The sequence below is a fragment of the Undibacterium sp. TC4M20W genome (assembly GCF_049340245.1).
Classification (GTDB): domain Bacteria; phylum Pseudomonadota; class Gammaproteobacteria; order Burkholderiales; family Burkholderiaceae_D; genus Undibacterium.
In genome coordinates this window covers 282,635-304,566 of record NZ_JBMPPI010000001.1, presented here as the reverse complement: position 1 = coordinate 304,566, position 21,932 = coordinate 282,635, and the positions used below count along the sequence as shown (strand labels likewise).

The 21,932-nt window shown below is 50.9% G+C and carries 19 protein-coding genes; 10 read left to right on the top strand and 9 right to left on the bottom strand.

The window, feature by feature from the left end; genetic code table 11:
• The first annotated feature begins 79 nt into the window (after nucleotides 1-79).
• Both ACO0LL_RS01480 and ACO0LL_RS01475 read left to right on the top strand, forming a co-directional pair.
• Nucleotides 80-1,021, top strand: coding sequence for a family 2A encapsulin nanocompartment shell protein (locus ACO0LL_RS01480; protein WP_422949117.1), 942 nt, complete (start codon nucleotides 80-82; stop codon nucleotides 1,019-1,021).
• Nucleotides 996-2,831 (top strand): family 2A encapsulin nanocompartment cargo protein cysteine desulfurase, encoded by a 1,836-nt coding sequence (locus ACO0LL_RS01475; protein ID WP_422949116.1) that lies wholly within the window; start codon nucleotides 996-998, stop codon nucleotides 2,829-2,831. Before ACO0LL_RS01480 ends, ACO0LL_RS01475 begins: the two co-directional genes overlap by 26 nt.
• A gap of 74 nt (nucleotides 2,832-2,905) precedes the next feature.
• On the opposite strand, the gene ACO0LL_RS01470 is transcribed toward ACO0LL_RS01475, so the two are convergent.
• Entirely contained in the window at nucleotides 2,906-3,487 is a 582-nt protein-coding gene (locus ACO0LL_RS01470) for a TetR/AcrR family transcriptional regulator (RefSeq protein WP_422949115.1), read from the bottom strand.
• A 137-nt stretch (nucleotides 3,488-3,624) separates the two neighbouring features.
• On the opposite strand from ACO0LL_RS01470, the gene ACO0LL_RS01465 reads away from it, so the two are divergent.
• Nucleotides 3,625-4,479: an alpha/beta fold hydrolase gene (locus ACO0LL_RS01465; RefSeq protein ID WP_422949114.1), complete on the top strand. Its 855-nt coding sequence runs from the start codon at nucleotides 3,625-3,627 to the stop codon at nucleotides 4,477-4,479.
• Nucleotides 4,476-5,873, top strand: a complete 1,398-nt coding sequence (locus tag ACO0LL_RS01460; protein ID WP_422949113.1) for an MFS transporter — start codon at nucleotides 4,476-4,478, stop codon at nucleotides 5,871-5,873. The genes ACO0LL_RS01465 and ACO0LL_RS01460 overlap by 4 nt, the downstream gene beginning before the upstream one ends.
• Before the next feature lie 15 nt (nucleotides 5,874-5,888).
• On the opposite strand, the gene ACO0LL_RS01455 is transcribed toward ACO0LL_RS01460, so the two are convergent.
• The 6 genes from ACO0LL_RS01455 to ACO0LL_RS01430 all read right to left on the bottom strand — a co-directional run bounded on the left by ACO0LL_RS01455 (nucleotide 5,889) and on the right by ACO0LL_RS01430 (nucleotide 9,810).
• Nucleotides 5,889-6,521, bottom strand: coding sequence for a 2-hydroxychromene-2-carboxylate isomerase (locus ACO0LL_RS01455; protein WP_422949112.1), 633 nt, complete (start codon nucleotides 6,519-6,521; stop codon nucleotides 5,889-5,891).
• Between the two features lie 13 nt (nucleotides 6,522-6,534).
• Complete coding sequence (locus ACO0LL_RS01450; RefSeq protein ID WP_422949111.1) at nucleotides 6,535-7,416, bottom strand: CmcJ/NvfI family oxidoreductase; 882 nt, start codon at nucleotides 7,414-7,416, stop codon at nucleotides 6,535-6,537.
• Between the two features lie 136 nt (nucleotides 7,417-7,552).
• Nucleotides 7,553-8,146 carry a DUF4291 domain-containing protein gene (locus ACO0LL_RS01445; protein WP_422949110.1) on the bottom strand — a complete coding sequence of 198 codons (594 nt, stop codon included), beginning with the start codon at nucleotides 8,144-8,146 and terminating at the stop codon, nucleotides 7,553-7,555.
• 3 nt (nucleotides 8,147-8,149) lie between these two features.
• Nucleotides 8,150-8,704, bottom strand: coding sequence for an NADAR family protein (locus ACO0LL_RS01440; protein WP_422949109.1), 555 nt, complete (start codon nucleotides 8,702-8,704; stop codon nucleotides 8,150-8,152).
• Nucleotides 8,701-9,258: a protein-tyrosine phosphatase family protein gene (locus ACO0LL_RS01435; RefSeq protein ID WP_422949108.1), complete on the bottom strand. Its 558-nt coding sequence runs from the start codon at nucleotides 9,256-9,258 to the stop codon at nucleotides 8,701-8,703. The genes ACO0LL_RS01440 and ACO0LL_RS01435 overlap by 4 nt, the downstream gene beginning before the upstream one ends.
• Nucleotides 9,259-9,810, bottom strand: a complete 552-nt coding sequence (locus tag ACO0LL_RS01430; RefSeq protein WP_422949107.1) for an RNA 2'-phosphotransferase — start codon at nucleotides 9,808-9,810, stop codon at nucleotides 9,259-9,261. It lies immediately after the preceding gene.
• Between the two features lie 441 nt (nucleotides 9,811-10,251).
• Between ACO0LL_RS01430 and ACO0LL_RS01425 the strand changes: the two genes are divergently transcribed.
• The 4 genes from ACO0LL_RS01425 to ACO0LL_RS01410 all read left to right on the top strand — a co-directional run bounded on the left by ACO0LL_RS01425 (nucleotide 10,252) and on the right by ACO0LL_RS01410 (nucleotide 15,267).
• Entirely contained in the window at nucleotides 10,252-11,115 is an 864-nt protein-coding gene (locus tag ACO0LL_RS01425) for a cysteine hydrolase (protein WP_422949106.1), read from the top strand.
• Between the two features lie 171 nt (nucleotides 11,116-11,286).
• The gene (gene pncB / locus ACO0LL_RS01420) at nucleotides 11,287-12,477 is read left to right on the top strand and encodes a nicotinate phosphoribosyltransferase (RefSeq protein ID WP_422949105.1); all 1,191 of its coding nucleotides are present in this window, start codon (nucleotides 11,287-11,289) and stop codon (nucleotides 12,475-12,477) included.
• Between the two features lie 18 nt (nucleotides 12,478-12,495).
• Nucleotides 12,496-14,199 carry an NAD+ synthase gene (locus tag ACO0LL_RS01415; RefSeq protein ID WP_422949104.1) on the top strand — a complete coding sequence of 568 codons (1,704 nt, stop codon included), beginning with the start codon at nucleotides 12,496-12,498 and terminating at the stop codon, nucleotides 14,197-14,199.
• Between the two features lie 33 nt (nucleotides 14,200-14,232).
• A complete protein-coding gene (locus tag ACO0LL_RS01410) occupies nucleotides 14,233-15,267 on the top strand; it encodes a bifunctional nicotinamide-nucleotide adenylyltransferase/Nudix hydroxylase (RefSeq protein ID WP_422949103.1) in 1,035 nt (344 codons plus the stop codon).
• A 64-nt stretch (nucleotides 15,268-15,331) separates the two neighbouring features.
• Here the strand turns inward: ACO0LL_RS01410 and ACO0LL_RS01405 are convergent, their stop codons facing one another.
• Nucleotides 15,332-16,156, bottom strand: a complete 825-nt coding sequence (locus ACO0LL_RS01405; RefSeq protein ID WP_422949102.1) for an NAD-dependent epimerase/dehydratase family protein — start codon at nucleotides 16,154-16,156, stop codon at nucleotides 15,332-15,334.
• A gap of 68 nt (nucleotides 16,157-16,224) precedes the next feature.
• Nucleotides 16,225-17,802: a galactarate dehydratase gene (gene garD / locus ACO0LL_RS01400; protein ID WP_422949101.1), complete on the bottom strand. Its 1,578-nt coding sequence runs from the start codon at nucleotides 17,800-17,802 to the stop codon at nucleotides 16,225-16,227.
• Nucleotides 17,803-18,202: 400 nt separating this feature from the next.
• Here garD and ACO0LL_RS01395 point away from each other — a divergent pair, with 400 nt between their 5' ends.
• Entirely contained in the window at nucleotides 18,203-18,904 is a 702-nt protein-coding gene (locus ACO0LL_RS01395) for a FadR/GntR family transcriptional regulator (protein ID WP_422949100.1), read from the top strand.
• A 265-nt stretch (nucleotides 18,905-19,169) separates the two neighbouring features.
• Complete coding sequence (locus ACO0LL_RS01390; protein WP_422949099.1) at nucleotides 19,170-21,863, top strand: TonB-dependent receptor; 2,694 nt, start codon at nucleotides 19,170-19,172, stop codon at nucleotides 21,861-21,863.
• The last annotated feature ends 69 nt before the right edge of the window (nucleotides 21,864-21,932 follow it).

The window sequence follows — 21,932 nt, the reverse complement described above, 5'->3', positions numbered from 1 at the left end:
ACTACATAACACGGCTGCTTATCCCCGCACGCCTGTTCATGTTTATTTTTCGATACACTGACTTTCATGGAGTAGAGTAATGACAGATGTAAGTAATGAAGTAACTGCAGGTAATTTCGCCCTCAGCGACAATGCCGCCAGACAGTTAGCAAATGCGACCAAGACCGTTCCACAGTTATCCACCATCTCGCCACGCTGGCTGGTGCATCTGCTGCAATGGTTGCCGGTAGAGGCAGGTATCTACCGGCTCAACAAAGTAAAAAATCCCAAGGATGTGCGGGTAGCTTGTTCACAGCGCGATGAATCTGAATTGCCGCAAACCTTTGTCGATTATGACGAACAGCCGCGTGAGTATTTCCTCAATGCGGTAGCGACCGTGCTGGATGTACATACGCGCATTTCTGATCTGTACAGCAGCCCGCATGACCAGATCAAGGAGCAATTGCGTCTGACAGTAGAAACCATCAAGGAAAGGCAGGAAAGCGAACTCATCAATAATCCTGATTATGGTCTGCTGGCAAATGTGCATGATGATCAACGCATCTCCACACTGACAGGTGCGCCTACACCGGATGATCTTGACGACTTGCTGACCAAGGTCTGGAAAGAGCCTGGCTTCTTCCTCGCACACCCATTGGCGATTGCTGCTTTTGGTCGTGAATGCACACGCCGTGGTGTGCCACCTCCGACAGTCAGCCTGTTTGGTTCGCAATTCCTGACCTGGCGCGGCGTGCCATTGGTACCGTCTGATAAATTGCCTATCGAAGACGGCAAGACAAAAATTATCCTGTTGCGTGTTGGTGAAAAACGCCAGGGTGTGGTTGGCTTGTTTCAGCCTGGCCTGGCGGGTGAACAAAGTCCTGGTTTGTCTGTGCGCTTCATGGGCATCAACCGCAATGCGATTGCCTCTTACCTCATTTCCCTGTACTGCTCGCTGGCAGTATTGACAGATGATGCAGTGGCTGTTCTCGATGACGTAGAGATAGGTAAATACCATGACTATCCTGACACCTACAAATAATACTGGCGCGGCAAACTCAGGTTTGCCGGATGAAGCCGCACTGAACCGCATGGCATCAGAATTTTTTGCGCTGGTGCCAGGTGCGGCGCAAGCGGCTGCGCAATTCTTGCCGGGCTTTAGCCAGGGCAATACACCTGAAGCACCACCGTCGGCGCGTACGCCAGTCCACGATAGCACCTCGGTACAAAGCCAGCCTTCTGTCTCTGCCAGTGGCGTACCACAAAATGCTGGTAGCAGCCTAGCACCATCGCGCCCGCAAGCGGGTGGTGCCAGTTCCAGCACGCCCTATTATTTTGTCGGGCAAGAGCATGGCTATCCAGTTGCTGACAATAATCTTGATAGCCTGGCGGCGCAAGGAACAGGTGCGGGCACAGGCAAGCAATCCGGCGCGAGTGCTTTCAACGTGCCGGGGCAAGAGCAATTGCAACGCATACTGGGTGAACTGTATTCAACAACGCCAGCTACGTCGGCCACGTCTGTGCCCGCACCGCAATCTGGTGGCAATGCTACACAGCCAGCGTATTATTTCCAGCAAGGCGAGCAAGACTATTGGGATCAGGCACCAAGGGCAGCTAATCCATCCTTGGCCGCACCCTTTGACATCAATGCCGTGCGCAGGGATTTCCCTATCCTGGCTGAGCGTGTCAATGGCAAGCAACTGGTGTGGTTTGATAATGCCGCCACCACGCACAAGCCAAAGTCGGTGATAGACCGTATCAGTTATTTCTATGAGCATGAGAATTCAAATATACATAGAGCGGCGCATGAACTGGCTGCACGTGCCAGCGATGCTTATGAGTCTGCACGTAAGAAGGTAGCCAAATTTCTTGGTGCTGCCAGCGAACAGGAAATCATCTTCGTGCGTGGCGCGACTGAAGGTATCAATCTGATCGCGCAAACCTTTGGCAAGAAGTTCATAGGCGCGGGTGATGAGATCATCGTCTCTGAGCTTGAACATCATGCCAATATCGTGCCCTGGCAACAACTGGCGGCTGAGAAGGGTGCAGTCATACGCGTCATTCCCGTGGATGACAGTGGCCAGGTCTTGCTTGACGAGTACCGCAAGCTCCTGAACAGCAAGACCCGTCTGGTGGCGGTAACGCAAGTGTCAAATGCCCTGGGTACTATCGCCCCGGTGCATGAGATTACTGCCCTGGCCCATGCTGCCGGTGCCCGCGTACTGATCGATGGGGCGCAAGCCGTGTCACATCTGCGCGTGAACGTGCAGGCGCTGGATGCTGACTTTTATGTCTTCTCCGGTCACAAGATATTTGGCCCGACTGGCATAGGCGTGGTGTATGGCAAGAAGGCCTTGCTGGAACAACTGCCACCCTGGCAGGGCGGTGGCAATATGATTGCAGATGTGACTTTCGAGCACACCCGTTATCAGCCAGCACCGGCACGCTTTGAAGCTGGTACTGGCAATATCGCCGATGCCGTCGGCCTGGGAGCCGCGCTTGATTATGTCGAGCGCATAGGCCTGGAAAATATCGCCCTGTATGAACATGCCTTGCTGGAATATGCAACGCATGGGCTGAAGAGCATACCTGGTGTACGCCTGGTCGGTACCGCGCATCAAAAAGCCAGTGTCGCTTCTTTTGTGCTGGCAGGATATGAAACGGCAGAAGTTGGCAAGGCACTCAATGAAGAGGGAATCGCAGTACGTTCCGGCCATCATTGCGCCCAACCCATCTTGCGTCGCTTTGGTCTGGAAGCAACGGTACGGCCTTCGTTTGCTTTCTACAATACTTGTGAAGAGATAGATCGCCTGCTGGCTGTGGTACGCAGGCTGGCGAATAATCGGAAGTGAATTTACAGGGGGGTAAATTGATTTAATGCATCATCTGCCCGTTAGAAATAACGGGCAGTTTTTTTACTTCTTTATTATTTCTGTACCGCTTTCAACACAAATTCACTGGTGTCACGCAATACTGCTTTGGCATTCGCCGGTTTGTCCATCATGCGGGACAACAGCAGGCCACCTATCAGCGAAGACAAGACGCCATGCGCGGTAGCCGCGTCATCCTTAGCACCTGAACGCTGCAATTGCTTGCTGATGATGGCTAACAGCTGATCAACCCCTTGCGCCATCACTTCCTTGCTTGCCGCCTCGCCACGCGCTGCTTCTGCCCCCAGTGCCGCAATCGCACAACCATGGCCGGGATGCTCACTATGTGCCCGGCTCAGGTAGCTATGCACCAGGCTGGCGATGGCTTCTTCGTCGCTGACCAGTTCTGTCTTGCGCAGCAGTTCTGTACGTGTGCTTTCGAGCGCGGTACTGCAGGCTTCGGCAATCAGGGCTTCCTTGGATTCAAAGTGCTTGTAAAAACCGCCATGCGTGAGCCCGGCTTCTTTCATCAGGTCTGCCACACCTATGCCATTGATGCCATGTTCACGATACAGGCGGGCAGCGGTTTCTACTATGCGCTCGCGGGTTTGCGCAGCTTGTTCGCGGGTAGTTCTCATTTGCTCTATTCCTAAAAAATCTGCCAACCAGAGTTTTCATTTTAATACTGGTTTTAATCAGGTTTGACATGAATCTCTATTTTAGATGATAATCAACATCCATTGGATTATATTCGTCATCTAATTTTGAGGCCAGCATGAATACACCAGTCAAAGAAGCAAATAATGCAACAAATAAGCCCATCATCGACATGATCTTGCAGGCATTCACCCGGCCGCAAAGGCAGGCAGAAACTGAAGATGATAAAAAGGCACTGGCGCAAGCGCGCCTCGTCAGCATTCCCTATGCCGGGCTGGAATTGCGCGCCTGGACCTGGGGACAGGGGCCGCAAGTCTTGCTGCTGCATGGCTGGGAAAGCCGGGCCAGCCACATGGCAGGCTTTGTCGTCCCTTTGCTGCGGGCAGGTTTTAGTGTGACGGCGCTGGATGCACCCGCGCACGGTGCATCGCAAGGCGAAACGACCAATGTACTCGACTATGGCAAGGCCGTCGTCGCGGTAGCAAAACATCTGGGGCCGCTGACTGCCACGATCGCCCATTCAGTAGGCTCCGCCGCCAGTCTGTATGCATTTGCGCAAGGCGTACAGGTCAAGGCCAGTGTGCATCTGTGCGGCCCGGCCTCGCTGACGCGAGTATTCCAGCATGCGGCCAGGGCAGGTGGTCTGGATGAAACAGCCAGGCAGCAACTGGAAGACATGCTGGCAAGCAGCATAGGCGTACCACTGTCAGCCATGGATTTGTCCCAATTGCAGCAAGGCATGCGTCACCCCGCCCTGATCCTGCATGACCCGGAAGATAAAGAAATGCCCTACACCGAAAGCCAGGCCCTGGCTGCTGCCTGGCCGCAAGCCAGTCTGGTGCCAAGTGCAGGAACCGGACACAGACGCATCTTGCGCACGCCAGAGATACATGCGGCAGCAGTCAGCTTCATCATTAATAAACTTGCCGCCGATATTGTTGAACGAGTGGTAGAAGCCGGAGAAACATCATGAAAAATATCAGCCCCTGGCCGACCTTTGCCCTTGCCAGCGTTGCCGTATTTCTGGTGTCGCTTGATGCCACCATAGGCTTCGCAGTTTTCCCTGCCTTGCGCCATGCCTTTCCCGATGTCCGGCCTAGTGAGCTGTCCTGGGTACTGAACGCCTATACCATCGTCTATGCGGCATTACTGGTACCCGCCGGTCGCCTGGCAGATTTATTGGGACGCAAGCGCTTGTTCATACTTGGTGTAGGCGTGTTCACCCTGGCATCCGGTTTGTGCGGCGTGGCTGGCAGTACAGGCATGCTGATCTTCTTCCGTGTCTTGCAAGCTGTTGGTGCGGCCCTGCTGACGCCAACTTCGCTGGCGTTGGTGTTGCAGGCTTTTCCTATCGAGAAACGTGCCATTGCCGTCAGCCTGTGGGGAGCGGTTGCTGCGCTGGCCGCTGCAGTCGGGCCTAGTGTGGGTGCGCTCATCATAGAGAGCATTAACTGGCAATGGGCATTTTTGATCAATGTACCTATAGGCATCATCGCCATGATCAGGGCGGCGCTAAGCCTGTCAGAATCGCGTAACCTGGAAACCGGCCATCGCTTTGACTGGCCAGGTGTGTTTTTGCTCATTGCAGGCAGTGGCTTGCTGATACTGGGCATAGTCCAGTCTGACAGCTGGGGCTGGCTGGCGCCATCTACTCTCGCCACCATTAGCGCTGGCGTAGCTATACTTCTTGTCTTTATTTTCTGGGCCAAGGGCAAGCCACATGCGGCAGTCGATTTGAGTTTGTTCGAGGACAGGAATTACCGCTTTGTGAATGCCGCCACTCTGGTATTTGGTGCAGCTTTTACCGCCATGTTCCTGAGTTTCTTTTTATTTATGACAGCAATCTGGCATTACGGTCTGACCAAGGCTGGTTTTGGTATCACGCCTGGCCCTTTGATGGTCATGCCGGTGGCAATTATTTCTGGCCGCTATGTTGCACGCTTTGGGCACAAACCCTTGCTGGTCGCCGGTGGATTGATCTATGCCCTGAGCGGCTTGTGGTTTTATCTGAATACCAGTCTGACCGCCGATTATCTGACTGTCTGGCTGCCCGGCATGCTGCTCAGTGGCATAGGTGTAGGCCTGGTGTTGCCATCGCTGTCAGGCGCAGCTGTGGCACGCCTGCCTGCCAAGCGCTTTGGTGTGGGTAGTGCAGTGAATCAGGCGGTACGCCAGTTTGGTTCTGCCCTCGGTGTGGCTTTTACGGTGACCATACTGGGTGGACAAGTACAAAATCTGCAGCAATTCCGCTATGTTTATCTTTTCCTGATTGCGGGTGGCGTACTGACTGCCTTATTAAGTATGTTCATCAGGACGCAAGCCGTGCAGAAACCTCAGGTACAAACCGATGCAACAGCAACAGCCTGATCCAGATCGCCAGGCTCATGCGTCGGGATAAATCAACAAATCCCGTGCATGGGCAAGCGCATCATCGAGCCTGTCATTGCCCCAGTACATCTGCTCGCCGACAAAAAAAGTCGGCGCACCAAAGATGCCCTTGCTCATGGCCAGTTCGGTTTGCTTGCGTAACTTCAATTTGTTTTCATCGCTCAGGGCTTGCGCGATGATTTCAGTTGCGGGCAAGCCCATGTCGTTCAGCACAGCAGCGACCACTTCTTTGTTATCGATATCCCGGTCATGCGCAAAATTCATTTGCATGATGCGGCGACAATAATCTGCCATCCAGTTTTGCTCCGCACCCAGTACCGCTACCCTTAGAGGCAAGATTGCCGGGCGCGGGAAATTGCCGGGCTTTTTCCAGGGCAGGCCATACTTGCGGCATTGTCTCTCCATATCCAACCAGACATAATCGCCTTTGGCTTTCTGCAATACAAAGGGCGATGTCTGCCATCCCAGAGCCTGGAATATGGGGCCAAGCAGGAACGGTTGCCAGCGCACCCTGACACCCGCCCTGGCCGCATCCTGCTCTATGCGCATGACGCTGAGGTAACTGTAATTGCTGCCAAACTCAAACCAGAAGTCAATGACAGGCATGGTCGTAATGGGCGTATCCATCATGATCTCCTTTTCAAAATACCACCAGGCAGCGCAGCTCTATGCTTTCTCTTGGTGGTGCATCATCAGGAGCATGTGGGTGATCAAATGCAGCATGCGGTGTAAAGCGTGAGACGCCGCTGAACTGGCTGTCATATTGCTTGAAGATCAGTGCTTCATGCGGCTGCATTTCAGCGAAGTAAGACCAACGATGTCTTGGTGAAAATCTGGACAGATAAATTTCACCAGTGCGGTTAGGGTACTTGACATCGCAAGCCAACAGATGCGATTGCCGGACAGTGCGTGCATCACAAATTGCCAGCGGCGTATCAAGCACGGTGTTGTGGGTAGGTCGCCAGATGTTGATGATGCAATAGCGCCGTATCTGCGCCATCACTTCCAGATCCCGGATCACCAGGCCAAGGCGCTTTTGCCCAGATTGTTCAGTGTAGTCATTATGTATGCGCCCATTGGCGGCCGCCAGACCATTCTCTGCCCGCTTGCCAAATGACAGCGTGACTTGCCTGGTTTCGCGTCGCCTGACGAGGTGGTCAAAGACATAGGCTTGTTTACCGCCAGTAACTGCCAGCGCGAGTTCACGCGCTTCCTGATAATAGTCAGATCTGACTTCTTCATGGTCCATGAAGTTTTTGACGGAAGTGGGCGCATCCCATAATTCAAAACCCTCACGTTCAAGCTGCGGTTCCTGTTCGGCCTGCCGCGCATCATGTATCGCCACCTCACGCAAATCGTAAGTGGCGTTTTCCCAAGGGATGCCGGCCGGTGGCTCAAAGGTATAACTGACAGGTCGCTGACCATCAGGCAAAACATAGCTCATCGGCGCCAGCACATAACTGCTGCCAGGCATTGATACCGGTAGTGAGAATTCCCTTTGATGTTCAGTAAAGACATCCATATTGCCTCCGTCCATATTGCGACGAAGCCGGGCTTCCGGATGGTAAGTTCAGGGCTGTCGTCTATGGATATTTAAACGGATGCGAGGCTGATATTCAAACGAGATTTTTGCGTGATTCGCATGCTTGGTGTGCATGTCAAACGCAGGAACGATAAATGGATTCAACTGGCATCAATAATTGCTCCTGCTGATCAACATGCGGGAGCTGCTGCAACACAAACGGCGTGACATCGATGATTTCCAGTATTTCTTTTTTCCCATAGCGTGCCAGCATTTCTCCGCGCAAACCTAATTGCAGCGCGCGCCGTGGCAGGCAGTTGCCCGCAGGGTCGTGATCAGGGTCCCACTGCAAACGCACGTCTGAGGTTTCTATCGCCTGCTTCCATACTTCTTGTGTGGCAAATTCTGAGGCGGCAAAAGAGGATGGAATAGCCTGCGATAAAATTTCATCAAAAAAGCTGCGCTTGATGCGTATTGCCAATACGCGTTCCTGACCAGGTTTTTGCGCCCAGCCAGAGCGGAACATCATCCATAAAAAATTGGGCTTGATCCAACTCATGCGTGTATAGCTGTATGCACCGCCAAAGTATTGGTGCTCAATTGCAAAATCGGCGATGGCATCAGAATATGCCTGATAGACGATAATAGTATCCTCGTCAAATTGCGCCATGATGTGCTTGCCATTCTCTGGCCATTGTTTTACTTGGTTTCTATAAGCTTCAAATTTCATTTTTCAATATTTTTGTTCAGACAGTAGTCTGCTCCTGACTTCCATCAAGGCAAAACCCAGCAAATTCAAGCCTTGCCAAAGTTGCGGCTTATTACTGTCAGCATGATCTTGTGCCAGACCCGTACCCCAGATTCTATCCAGCGGGCTGGCTTCGACGATGATCTTGTCTGCGGTACTTAACAGATACTGCTTCAGTTTTGGGTTTTGTGAAAATTTCGCATAATTGCCTTCGACTACTATCTGGAAGCGGTGTTGTACCCATGTTGCTTCATCATAATTTTTCACCTTCCTGCCCAGGCGTTTCACCATATCCGGGTCGCTGGTAGCCAGTATTTCTTTGAACACGACCTCGTCACCGAACAGCCTGGCCTTGCCAGCCATCATATAATGTTCAGCCGTAGGGTAAGTGATGCCATCGATCTTGAACGGCGCAACAAACCATTGACTGAAGCAGGCTTTATCCGCTTGCAAACCGCGCTGTTTATGACCCCAGAAATGCAGATAGTTGAACTGCTTGCCCTCGTCTATCTGCTTTAATAATTCTTCTCGTGTATTCATGTCTTTCCTGTACGGTCTGAATTGCTATCCACAGGCCAGGCCAGTACCCAGGCATGCTGTTCTGTGGTTTGTGGTGTCTCTGGCCAAAAGTTTTTCTTTTCCATCTGCTGCCATAATTGCGCCAGTTCCTGCAAACCTGCCTTACTGTTCTGATGTTGCTCTGCCAGATAGCAGCCGATGACCGTGCCAGTCCGGCCTATGCCGCCAAAGCAATGCACATACACGGTATGCTGCTTTACCAGTGCTTCGTGCAGTGTTTGCAGAATTTCCTGCATCTGCCCTCGCGACGATGGTGTATGTCGGTCTGGTATGGCAAAGCGGCGGTGCTGGGCCTGCATGCCGCGTTCTTTCGCCAGCTTTATCAACAGCGGTGCGTAAGGGTCCAGTTCATCTTCTTCTGTCAGGTCGATAAAATAATCAACGCCGCAATCGAGATATTGCCCCAGCCTTTGCTCTGCCGTGTTTGCATCCAGTGCGCCCGGATATTCACCTGCCAGTAATTGTCCGGGCCTTACCCAATAAGTATTCTGATGTGGTCGCTTGGTTGTCATCATTCAATTCATCCTGATCAAATATGTTGGTGGCACGCTGTCGCATAACCATACACCATTTGCCGATACAAAAAACTGAAAGCCGTCTTCCTGCATCTGTTTTGCCATGACCTGCAAGATAACCGGCGTACCGTGCCGCGCGCCTACCGTGCGCGCCGTTGTCGTATTTGCCGACAGGTGCACATGATGACGCGAGCCCGGGCGCAACCCGTCTTTCATGATGGAAGCGATAAAACGGCTGGCCGTACCATGATATAAAACGTCTGGCGGCACTGTCACAGGCAATGCCAGATCCACCGCTACTGAATGCCCCTGGTTTGCACGTATGCGCAAACCATCTTCACTGAGGGCAAAGCGCTGTTTGTCAGAAGTGCGCACCGCTTCATACAAGTCTTCCAGCTTGAAACGCTTGCCATGCTTCGCGGCCTGGCTCATTAATGTAGTTATTTCTGTCCAGCCCTGTGCATCCAGTGTAATGCCTATGGAATCTGGCTGGTGGCGCAGTACGTAGCTGAGGAATTTGCTGAAGTTTTTTTGAGATTGAGTTATTTGCATTTTATTTTTCTTTTTATGAGTTACCTGTCTTGCAGGATTAAACTCACTATAAATCAAGTTAGTTGTAAAAATCAACTAAGATAGTTTCATAATTTAACTAAGATTTATCCAATTGTTGTTTTCACGCATTTCCAAGACGGAGTAAATGCTCAATTAGGATTAAGTGACATCAGAAAGTAAATGCATTGAACGTGCAATTTATTGTATTTTTTGATTCAAATCCTTCGACTTTGCAAGTAATTGTAATCGCCAGGGGCAAGGAACATGCGAAGTGTGAAACCTAAGATTTATGCTAAGTTATTGAAAATAAAAACTTATTTTTCACTCTGGACGCTATTTTTAGCATTGATAAGGCGAGCAAAAAGAAAATACGGCGACTTAGTTGCAAAAAATAACTAAGTGACCTACAATAGAATCAGCCTCACAAGAAAAGGAAACATCATGAAACGCAATTTGCAAGTCCTCATCATTGATCCGCAAAATGATTTCTGTGATTTACCGCCAGCTTATCTGGCAAGGGATGCGCATAGCGCTGAACCATTATCGCCAGCCCTGCCTGTGCCTGGCGCCCATGCCGATATGTTGCGTGTGGCCGAGCTCATCAATAAAGGTGCGGATGGCATCAGCGGTATCAGCATCACTCTGGACGCTCATCATCGCTATGACATTGCCCACCCCACTTTCTGGAGGACAGGGCAGGGCGCGGCAGTGTCACCTTTCACAAGCATTTCTGCAAGCGCGGTACGCGCTGGCGAATATCAGCCACGCCAGCCAGAGGCTTTACCTCGTGCGCTGGCTTACCTGGATGCACTGGAAGCCGAAGGCCGTTATCAACTGATGATATGGCCAGTGCATTGCGAAATTGGCTCTTGGGGGCAGAATGTGCATGCCGATGTGCGTGCAGCCTATAATGCCTGGGAAGAAAAACAACTGGGCGTGGTCAACAAGATCAACAAGGGTTCCAATCCGTGGACTGAGCATTATTCAGCAGTGAAGGCAGAAGTACCAGATGCCACTGACCCGGATACGCAACTGAACCAGCAATTGATTACCGAACTCAGTAAGGCTGACCGCGTGTATATTACTGGCGAAGCAGGCAGCCATTGTGTGAAGGCGACCACAGAACATCTGGTAGAAAATTTCGACGCAGCTGATTTGCACAAGCTGGTATTGGTGACTGATTGCATGAGTGCAGTCACAGGTTTTGATGCACAGTTTGAAGGCTTTGTGCGCGACATGGGAGCCAAAGGTTTGCAGATTGCGAAGATGGCAGATGTATTGCCTGAGTTGTTGGCGAATGCATAAAGGCTAAGAAGATAAACGCGTAGGGTGCGCCGTGCGCACCGCCTCTTTGTCAAAAAAACGAGAGTTGATTTTGCTTGTGAGTACGTCAAACAATGTTGCGTATGGCGTATCCTACTTGCCGGTCATGCTTCATCTTGCAACAGCTTTTAAGTGACACTAGAAAAGAAAAATATGAAACCCGTAGTTCAAAGTTTGCTGGAAACTGATTTATACAAATTCACCATGTGGCAAGCCTTGCTGCATAGCCATCCAAATGCCCAGACTGAATATGCTTTCGTTTGCCGCAATTCCACGGCTTATCCACTGGCTGAATTGAAGGAAGATGTTGAACGTGAACTTGATCACTTGTGCGCATTGAACTTTACTGAAGATGAACTCGATTATCTGCGTTCCTTGCGCTTCATCAAAAGTGATTTCACTGACTTTTTAACGGTTTTTCATTTCCAGCGTAAATTCATCAAGGTCAGTACCGATGGCGACAATTTGCAAATCGTGGCAACCGGCCCGCAAGTGCATGTCATGGGTTTTGAAATCTTTGTACTGCATATCGTCAATGAATTATATTTCCGCCGCTTGCAAACAGAGCAGTCTCTGGTTGAGGGGAGAAACAGGTTGGCGGCCAAGATAGAACAAATTCGTGAATTTGGAAAAGAAGCGCCAAGAGCTCACACTTTTGAATTCTTTGATTTTGGTTTGCGCAGGCGCTTCTCTGGTGAATGGCATGATGAAGTCGTGGCCACGCTGGCGCGTGAAGTACCGCAATTCTTCAAGGGTACATCGAATGTCTATCTGGCCAAGAAACACAAGCTGGTGCCGATAGGTACGATGGCGCATGAATACCTGCAGTCTTACCAGTCCTTTGGCGTGCGTCTGCGTGATTTCCAGAAAGCGGCGCTGGAAGACTGGGTACAGGAATACCGTGGCGACCTGGGCACTGCCTTGACAGATGTGGTCGGCATGGATGCCTTCTTGTCTGACTTTGACCTGTACTTTGCCAAACTGTTTGATGGCCTGCGTCACGACTCTGGTGATCCTGTGGTCTGGGGTGAAAAGGCCCTTGCCCACTATACCAAGTTGCGTATAGATGCGCACACCAAACGCCTGGTGTTTTCTGATGGTCTGAATCTGGAAACTGCTTTCAGTCTGTATCGCCATTTTGCTGACCGCACCATGACGGGTTTTGGCATAGGCACGAACCTGACGAATGACACAGGCATCAAAGCCTTGAATATCGTCATGAAGCTCATGTCCTGCAATGGCCAGCCAGTCGCAAAATTATCTGATTCTGCCGGCAAGACCTTGTGTACTGATGAAACCTTCCTCGCTTACCTGCGTCAGGTTTTTCATCACCCTATAATTTAAATTCAGGACTTTTTCATCATGTTGAAACTGGCAGTTGCACAATTAAATTATATGGTGGGTGATTTTGCTGGCAATACTGCCGCGATCATCCAGCATATGCAAAAAGCTGCGGCGGCAAATGCCGATGTCGCGGTGTTCAGTGAACTCTGTGTATGCGGCTATTACCCCGGCGATTTGCTCGAAGACAGCGCTTTTTTATCGAAGGCTGAACAGGCATTGGCCAGCATCATGCAGGCTTCCAAAGATTGCCCTGATCTCGTCAGCGTTATCGGCACCGTGCGTCCAAACAAAGGGCAGGGCAAAGCTTTGCATAATGCTTTGCTGGCGATACGCAATGGTGAGATTGTTGCTGAATACTATAAACAATTGCTGCCGACTTATGGCATCTTTGATGAGCGCCGCCATTTTGAACCGGGGCGGGAAGTTGCCAGCACGCTGGATGTCGCTGGTCATAAACTGGGTTTCATGGTCTGTGAAGATGGCTGGAATGATGAAGAGCATGATTACCAGGTTAATCCCTTCAACGCACTGACAGTAGCCAAGGTCGATTTGATCATCAGTATCAATGCCAGCCCTTCAGATATAGGCAAACGCCAGCAACGACATACGATGTTTGCCAAGGCCGCTGCGCATCATCAATTGCCCCTGCTGTATGTGAACCAGGTTGGTGGGCAAGATCAACTGGTGTTTGATGGCGCTTCTTTTGCGGTCACAGCTGATCATGGCGTGACTTTTGAGGCAGCACGTTTTGAAGAAGATTTTCAGTTGCTGGGATTTGCAGACAAGCAGTTTTCTGCGATCGATGGTACTGCATTAGTCAAACCGGATAGTGCGGGCTTGACTGTGCCAGAATTTACCCGTCGCCAGATCGTTTTGGGTCTGCAAGACTATGCGCGCCGTTGTGGCTTCAAGCAAGTGGTAGTCGGTTCTTCTGGCGGTATTGATTCAGCATTGACGATTGCCCTGGCAGTACAGGCGCTGGGGGCAGAAAACGTCATCGCTATCACCATGCCATCGGCGTATTCAAGCGCAGGCTCAGTATCTGACTCCGTCAAATTATGCGATAACCTGCAAGTCAAACTGTATACACATCCGATACTGAGTTTGGTGGAGCAGTATGCCAAGGGTTTTGAAGATGCATTTGCATTACCCTTGCGTGGATTGACGCAAGAGAATTTGCAGGCCCGCATACGCGGCACCATACTTATGGAATACTCAAATGCCTTTGGTGCGCTGTTGCTGACGACAGGTAACAAGAGCGAGATATCGGTGGGTTACTGTACCCTGTATGGCGACACCAATGGTGGCCTTGGTTTGATAGGAGACTTGTACAAGACAGAAGTGTATGCCTTGTCGCAACATGTCAACAATGCAGCCGGGCGTGAAATTATCCCGCAAGATGTATTGACCAAGCCACCGTCAGCAGAGCTGGCACCTGATCAGCTTGATACAGACAGCCTGCCACCTTATGATGAGCTTGATGAAATGCTGAAATGGCATATAGAAGGCAAGCGCCTGCCTGCCCATGAATTGGTCAAGGCGCAGGCCTTTGTGGAGAAATTGCAAAAGACTGAAGCTGGCCAGAAGAGCCTGAGCCGTATCATGGGCATGGTGGCGCGCAATGAATACAAGCGCCGCCAGGCACCGCCCATCATCCGCGTGCGTGGTCGTGCTTTTGGTAGTGGACGCCAGATGCCGATTGCGGCAAAGTACAGCAATTAAGATTAATCAAAGTTTTATTTTATGAAGTCAGCCATGCAAATCGACGTTGCAGTATTGATAGGACGCTTTCAACCATTTCATAACGGCCATGCCACACTCTTGCAACTGGCGCTGGAAACGGCAGAAGAAGTGGTCGTGGTACTGGGTTCATCCTTCCATGCGCGCAGTACCAAAAACCCTTTCACCTGGCAAGAGCGGGCAGATATGATCAATGCGACGCTGACGCCTGCTGAGCGTGACCGGGTGTCGTATATTGCCGTGCGTGATTATTATGATGATGCGCGCTGGGCGACAGCGGTGCGTGGCAAGGTGGAAAGGCACTTCCCCTATGCAAAACGCATTGCCTTGATAGGTCACTTCAAGGATGCTTCCAGCTATTACCTGAACCGTTTCCCGCAATGGCAACTGGTCGCTGCTGAACAATTACTGGCGATAGATGCCACTGTCATACGCAAGGTATTGTTTGAGGCAGAAGACATGCGTGTGTCACTTGATGTGATTGCCCATTACCTGCCACAGAGTGTGCGCCAGTACCTGAAGGCCTGGAGCATCTTGCCGCACTACGCGGTGCTGGTGAAAGAGCATGCGCAATTGCTGGCTTATCAGGAGGCATGGAAGGCAGCTCCCTATGCACCGACATTCGTGACTCTGGACGCCGTGGTCAAGGCGGCTGGTCATGTCTTACTGGTGCAGCGGGGAGGTTTTCCGGGCAAGGGCTTGTGGGCACTGCCTGGTGGCTTTCTCGATCAGAATGAAAGACTGTTCCAGGGCGCGATACGCGAATTGTTTGAAGAAACCAATCTGGCGGTACTGGCATCCACGCTTGAGCATGCTTTGGTCGATGTCAAAGTGTTCGACCATCCAGGCCGCAGCCTGCGTGGCCGCACTATCACTCATGCGCATTATTTTGATTTGCAGACTGATCACTTGCCCGATATTCGCGCAGCCGATGATGCAGCCCAGGCAGCCTGGGTCAGCATAGACAAACTGGAAGGCATGGAGGAATTATTCTTTGATGACCACTTCCATATTCTTGACCAGTTCCTTGACCTGACGGCTGGTGAATGAAAAAGGGCAGACAAATAAACTTTGTCTGCCCTTTTGATTTTGCAACAGCTTCTTATTTCCTGGTTTAATCTTTGTATTGCGGCGTCGTCAGCAAAAAGCCACCGCCCTGATAAATAGTAGTGATATCGTCTTTGGCCGGATACTCACTGCTGTCTGGATACAGATGAGAAAAAACCGTAGAACTGTCTTTTGCCTTGTAACCCAGATGTGCAGCCTTTTTGTTGTCCCACCACTTGCCCGGATTTTCAGATACACCAAAGGCAATAGTGTGACCCACGCGCTGTGCAAAGATAGAGCAGCGCAGCATTTCAACCAGATCATCGTAACTGAAATAAGTCACCAGCATACGGCGTGTCGTTGGCACAGGGAAGGATGAACCTATGCGTATGCAGACTGTTTCTATACCAAATCTGTCATAGTAAAAACGGGATAAGGATTCACCAAAACATTTGCTGATGCCATACATGCCGTCAGGACGGGTAGGCATGTCAGCATCGATATAATCCGTAGTACGATAAAAACCGACTGCATGGTTAGAGCTGGCAAATACCACGCGCTTGACATTGTGCTTGTGCACCGCTTCATAGATATTGTAGGTGCCCTGTATGTTCGCATGCATGATGGCTTCAAAATTGGCTTCAGTAGAAATACCGCCAAAATGCAGTACCACATCCACGCCCTCCATCAATGCCAGCACCGCAGCTTTGTTGGCCAGGTCACATTGGACGACTTCTTCGCCTTCACCCGCTGGGCCAAGATCGGCGATGTCGCTGAGGCGCACGATATTGGCCCAAGCCTTGATACGTTCACGCAGAACTTTGCCTAGGCCACCGGCTGCACCGGTCAGCAAAATGCGATTGAAAGGTTTTTCAGTAATATTGGTGTTCATGGGATTCTTTCTCTTCTATTGAATTCTTGAAACGCGTTTTTGCTTAGATTTCCTGCTGAGACTATTGATCAGGTAATCGGTGCCGGGTTGAACAACACCAACGCATTATGCAATTTCCAATGCTCGGCCCAAGTTTCCTTGCCACTGGCGACATCCAGCAGCATCTGGAACAATTCCCAGCCCACATCAGCTATCGTGGCTTCGCCGCTGGCGATTTTACCGGCATTGATATCCATGAGGTCATTCCAACGTCTGGCCAGATCATTCCTGGTCGCGACCTTGATGACGGGGACTGCGGCAAGACCATATGGTGTGCCACGCCCGGTGGTGAATACATGCAAATTCATGCCCGCTGCCAGTTGCAAGGTGCCGCAGACAAAATCGCTGGCTGGCGTAGCAGCATAGATCAAGCCTTTTTGTGTGAGCTTGTCGCCCGGTGACAAAACGCCAGAAATGGTGGAGCTGCCAGATTTGACAATGGAACCCATGGCTTTTTCAACGATATTTGACAGTCCACCTTTTTTATTGCCTGGCGTGGTATTCGCGCTGCGATCGACGCCGCCACGTTTCAGGTAATCGTCATACCAGGCCATTTCCCTGATCATGGCGGCGGCCACTTCCGGGTTGGCGGCGCGTGAGGTTAACTGGTCTATGCCGTCACGTACTTCTGTCACTTCAGAAAACATGACCGTCGCACCGGCACGCACCAGCAAATCTGTCGCAAAGCCGACAGCCGGGTTGGCTGTCACGCCTGAGAAGGCATCGCTGCCGCCACATTGCACACCGACTACCAGCTCTGACGCAGGGCAGGGTTCGCGGCGGCGCTTGTCCAGCTCGGCCAATTGTTTTTCTGCGGTGTTCATGATCGATGCGATCATGGAGTTGAAGCCTACGTGCACCTGATCCTGCAGACATACAAGTGCAGGTTCGCCGCTGCCTTCATCTCCCTTCTTGATGGGAATACTGCCCTTGGGGAATAAACGTGTTGGTTGCAGTTTTTCACAGCCCAGGCTGACTACCATGGCTTGCCCACCAAAGTTAGGGTTCAGGCTGATATTGCGCACCGTGCGTATGGGAATATTGGCATTTGGTGCGTCAATCGCGACGCCGCAGCCATAAGTATGCTCCAGGCCGACGACATCATCAACGTTGGGGTACTTCGGCAAGAGTTCTTCCTTGATGCGCTTTACTGCATGCTCAACCACACCGGATACACATTGCACTGTCGTCGTGATGGCTAGTATATTGCGCGTACCTACACTGCCATCTGCGTTCCTGTAACCCATGAAGGTATAGCCTTCCAGTGGTTCAGTGTTGGGAGCATGCACGGTAGCGATGGGCAAATCTACCAGTTCTCTGGCGGGGGGCATGCGTATCAATGACTCTTCTACCCAGCTGCCCTGTGGGATGGCGCGCACCGCATAACCTATGGTGACGTTATAGCGGTTAATGGCGGCACCCTCAGCAATATCCTGCAAGGCCAGTTTATGCCCTTGGGGAACATGCTCCAGCAAGCTCAGGCCACAGGGGAAAACCGTCGCCGCTGGCAAACCACCATCATTGGCAACAATCGCCACATTGTCCTTGTCATGCATGCGTATATATAGCGGCGAGCTGAGTGGCCGGCTGATGCTGGATACCGTCATTTTGTATTCCCCCTTCTTTGCCACTTGTGGCTATCAATGCACAAAGAGATGAGCTGTGCACAATTATTTTTATTGAAAAACCTGGTTTTCATCAAAGTGGTCATACCAGAAAGCAATTGGCATGAAACTTTGCAAATATAGTTCTGGCCGCGTTGGTAATTTGCATCATTACTGCCAAGAGACCGGCTTCCCCTATGAAAACCTTCTATTTATACCGTCAGATTTTTCTTTTTCTACAGGAGGAAATGCAGAGTCCGCTATAATCCCTCTCGTATCATTTGTGGCGAGTATGCCACCAAATAAAAAATCTGGCTAGTCCACATTGCAAATTTGGTCTGACCACATTAGAATGGTCTGACCGAATTGCTTTTATTAAGCTTTTCTACGGGTAGCAAACACCATGATGAAAAAAAATAGTTCACAGAACGAAGGGCTGACGCATGAGCCCAGGTTGTACCGCGTGGTAGCAGACAGGATCCAGGCCCTGATCGCTGAAGAAAATATAGCTGCCGGTGAGCGTTTGCCTTCTGAGCGCGATCTGGCAACCAAATTGAGTGTGAGCCGCGCATCTTTACGTGAAGCACTGATAGCGCTGGAACTCGGTGGTGTGATTGAAGTAAGAGGTGGCTCTGGCGTCTATGTCAGTGAGGTGCCTGAAGCCCAGGCGAATGTGCCTGAAGCCGGGCCGGGGCCGTTTGAAGTGTTGTCGGCGCGTCGCCTGATAGAAGCAGAAGTGGCAGCAATTGCGGCAAGAGTAGCAACAGATTCGGCAATAGATGAAATCTTGAAAGCAGTACTGGAAATGGAAAAACATCATGCCAATTATTCCAGTAATGAAAACGCAGACAGGAATTTTCATCTGGCCATCGCCAGGGCAACCGGCAATAGTGCGCTGGTGGGCACGGTTGAATATCTGTGGAACCAGCGTGGCCGTTTATGGCATAAATTGAAGGAGCATTTCCAGACAGAAGACTTGCGCCAGGAAACGTTGACTGATCATAGAAATATTCTGGAGGCAATTGCTTCGCATGATCCGGCAGCTGCGCGCAAGGCGATGCGGGCGCATCTTGAAAGGGTAACCAGGACTTTCTCACGCGGCTGAATGCATAACAATACATAAGCTGTGCATTGGCAACACAAAGCGATGCAAAAGCAAAAGAGCAGATAAGTCATCAAGCAAAGAAAACATTTGCGACTTTATTTGTGGTAATCGGATTTTATTATTTTTGACCGGCTGTGACCCCGGTGGGGCTTTTGCGCCCATCTTCGTCGCAGCGGCACAGAGTACGCGAGGTGCTCCAACTAGTGCTCCATACCCGAAGAGGTATGGACGCGAGAATTCTATGAAAACTGGAGGAGACTGCAAAATGAAACACGATAAGAAATTCCAAAGGCCCATGTTTGTATTGTCATCGATAGCGCTGGCAGTGCTGACTATGGTCAATCAGGCTCAGGCGCAAGAAGTGCAAAGGGTGGAAGTGACAGGTTCATCCATCAAACGCCTGGCATCAGAAGCATCATTGCCAGTCACCATGGTGACCGGTGAAGAGCTGGAAAAACGTGGCATGACCACACTGGCAGATTTGATGATGTCCCTGCCGGAATCCAGTTCTCTGGCGCCATCAAATGCTGGTTCCGGTACTAACATCAATCTGCGCGGCCTCGGTGTTAACCGTACCCTGGTCTTGCTGAATGGCCGCCGTCTGGCCAATGAAGCGATTGCCGATGGTTATGCCAATCTTGATGTGATCCCTATGAGCGCAATCGCCAGGGTAGAAATCCTGCGTGATGGTGCATCGTCCATTTATGGTTCTGACGCGATCGGCGGCGTGGTCAACTTCATTACCAAGCGCACAGTGGTTGGTAATTCTGTTTCTGCACAATATGTCAAACCACAGAAATCTGGTGGTGGTGATGAGCAGCGCCTGAGCGCCACCGTTGGTGTCGGTGATCTGCAAAAAGATGGCTGGAATTTGTACGGTACAGTAGATGCGCATCGCCGCACCCGCTTGCTGGCTTCTGACCGTGCCGAACTGAGCACCACAGATATACTGACCAGCATAGGCCGTGCGCCTACTTTGGGTAGCGGTGGTTATGCCATGCCAGCGAACTTCACGACGGCAACCAATAAAACCGCTGCCAATCCTTACTATGCAGCAGGTTGCCAGGGTCCATACAGCATACAGGGTGCCAAGAATACCTGTATCCTGAATGCGGCTTACTACGGCACAGCATTGTATGGTAACGAGCAGGTCACCTTCTATGCCAAGGGCACGAAGAAATTCAGTGATGATCATACCCTGACTATCGACTACATGCGCGGCCAGGAATACATCCTCGGTACAAAAAATCCAACCACCAGCCTGACAGCAAATGGTGTCGCAGCCCTGATACCATCGACCAGCAAATGGTATCCAGGTAACTCTGGCGGCGTACCTGCTGTAGCAGGTCTCAAAAGTGAGCCACTGACAGTCACATGGAGCGTCGCCGACCTGGCAGAAGCCACGACCAAGGACGTACAAGTCAACCAACGCGTCAGCGTCAATGATGAAGGCCGTTTTGGAAACTGGGACTACAAGGCTGGTTTTGTCTATGGTCACAGCCAGCGTGATAACTACTACGAAACAGGTTATGTGAATGGCCCTGGCCTGCTGACAGGCATAGCCAACGGCACGCTGAATCCTTTTGGTTTGCAGGATGCTGCAGGTAAGGCTTACCTCGCAAGTATCTCGGTAGATGGCGCATTGAATCGCCATTCCATCAGTACCTTCACAGGCATAGACCTGACTGCCTCCACTGAGTTGACTACACTCGCTGGCGGACCATTGACACTGGCTTTGGGTGCCGATGTGCACAGAGATACAACAGAAGATACCAAGACTGATATCACCTCAGTCGTAACTTACGCGGCTTCTGGTCCATCGCATGGCCAGGGTGCACGAAATGTCGCAGCGCTTTATGCCGAGATGGAAATCCCTGTCACCAAGGAATTGAATTTCAACGTTGCCGTGCGTGACGATCATTTCAGCGATTTTGGTAATACCATCAATCCCAAGGCCAGCTTCCGTTATCAGCCGATGAAGTCTTTGATGTTCCGTGGTTCTGCCAATACCGGTTTCCGTGCACCGACACTGTTTGACCGCTATGGCTATCGAGTAGCAGGTGCAAATACCACGACAGCTGCAAAATGGGATGATCCCGTGCAATGCCCGGGCGGCACTCCTGGTGTAGCCGGTACCGGCAAAGCCTTGCCTGGTCTGGTCGCATCAGCAGTATGTAATGTCGCTCTGCCGCGCCAAACCGGTAGTAACGCTGATCTGAAGCCAGAAACATCCAAGGGCTTTACTCTTGGTATCGCTGCTGAGCCTTTGCAAAACCTGACGGTGTCAGCTGATTACTGGCATATAGAAATGAAGGACATGCTGGCTAATTTGCCTGAGCAAGTCTATTTCCTGAACCCAACCAAGTACGCTGATCTGTTTGTGCGTAATGCTGATGGCTCACTGGCTTACATCAAAAATATCACGATGAACCTGGGTGGCCAGAAAGCTTCTGGTATCGACGTTGCCCTGGCTTATTCCATTCCTAAAACATCCTTGGGTAATTTCAAGTTTGAGTTGAATGGTACTTATCTGACGCAGTTCGATAACCAACTGGAAAAAGACAGCGCTTATGTCTCCAACGTGGGTCGCTTTGGTGTCGCCAGCAATGGTACGACCAGCAGCTTGCCTATCATTACTTTCCGCTGGAAACATACGCTGACGATGGCATGGAATTATGGTAACTGGAGTTCTCAACTGACGCAAAACTATAACACTGGCTACCATGACCAGAATTTGATTGCGGCAGAATACTTCAGGGACATCGAGCCATACCAGGTCTGGAATTTGACAGCAAGCTACCGTGGTTTCAAGAACCTGACTTTGTCAGCCGGTATCACCAACTTGCTGGATGCCAAACCACCTGTCACCAATCATAGTGGTTATACCTACGGCTATCTGAGCAGTGCAGCCAGCCCTATAGGCCGTGCATTCAATGCGCGTCTGACTTATAACTTTTAAGCATTAACGTAGTGATGTAGTCATTTGACAGAGACAGGGTTTGTTCGCAGACCCTGTTTTTTTAAGAAT

Coding starts and splice junctions, on each gene's coding strand:
- ACO0LL_RS01480 (WP_422949117.1), top strand. CDS start 80: ATGACAGATGTAAGTAATGAAGTAACTGCAGGTAATTTCGCCCTCAGC.
- ACO0LL_RS01475 (WP_422949116.1), top strand. CDS start 996: ATGACTATCCTGACACCTACAAATAATACTGGCGCGGCAAACTCAGGT.
- ACO0LL_RS01470 (WP_422949115.1), bottom strand. CDS start 3,487: ATGAGAACTACCCGCGAACAAGCTGCGCAAACCCGCGAGCGCATAGTA.
- ACO0LL_RS01465 (WP_422949114.1), top strand. CDS start 3,625: ATGAATACACCAGTCAAAGAAGCAAATAATGCAACAAATAAGCCCATC.
- ACO0LL_RS01460 (WP_422949113.1), top strand. CDS start 4,476: ATGAAAAATATCAGCCCCTGGCCGACCTTTGCCCTTGCCAGCGTTGCC.
- ACO0LL_RS01455 (WP_422949112.1), bottom strand. CDS start 6,521: ATGGATACGCCCATTACGACCATGCCTGTCATTGACTTCTGGTTTGAG.
- ACO0LL_RS01450 (WP_422949111.1), bottom strand. CDS start 7,416: ATGGATGTCTTTACTGAACATCAAAGGGAATTCTCACTACCGGTATCA.
- ACO0LL_RS01445 (WP_422949110.1), bottom strand. CDS start 8,146: ATGAAATTTGAAGCTTATAGAAACCAAGTAAAACAATGGCCAGAGAAT.
- ACO0LL_RS01440 (WP_422949109.1), bottom strand. CDS start 8,704: ATGAATACACGAGAAGAATTATTAAAGCAGATAGACGAGGGCAAGCAG.
- ACO0LL_RS01435 (WP_422949108.1), bottom strand. CDS start 9,258: ATGATGACAACCAAGCGACCACATCAGAATACTTATTGGGTAAGGCCC.
- ACO0LL_RS01430 (WP_422949107.1), bottom strand. CDS start 9,810: ATGCAAATAACTCAATCTCAAAAAAACTTCAGCAAATTCCTCAGCTAC.
- ACO0LL_RS01425 (WP_422949106.1), top strand. CDS start 10,252: ATGAAACGCAATTTGCAAGTCCTCATCATTGATCCGCAAAATGATTTC.
- pncB (WP_422949105.1), top strand. CDS start 11,287: ATGAAACCCGTAGTTCAAAGTTTGCTGGAAACTGATTTATACAAATTC.
- ACO0LL_RS01415 (WP_422949104.1), top strand. CDS start 12,496: ATGTTGAAACTGGCAGTTGCACAATTAAATTATATGGTGGGTGATTTT.
- ACO0LL_RS01410 (WP_422949103.1), top strand. CDS start 14,233: ATGCAAATCGACGTTGCAGTATTGATAGGACGCTTTCAACCATTTCAT.
- ACO0LL_RS01405 (WP_422949102.1), bottom strand. CDS start 16,156: ATGAACACCAATATTACTGAAAAACCTTTCAATCGCATTTTGCTGACC.
- garD (WP_422949101.1), bottom strand. CDS start 17,802: ATGACGGTATCCAGCATCAGCCGGCCACTCAGCTCGCCGCTATATATA.
- ACO0LL_RS01395 (WP_422949100.1), top strand. CDS start 18,203: ATGATGAAAAAAAATAGTTCACAGAACGAAGGGCTGACGCATGAGCCC.
- ACO0LL_RS01390 (WP_422949099.1), top strand. CDS start 19,170: ATGAAACACGATAAGAAATTCCAAAGGCCCATGTTTGTATTGTCATCG.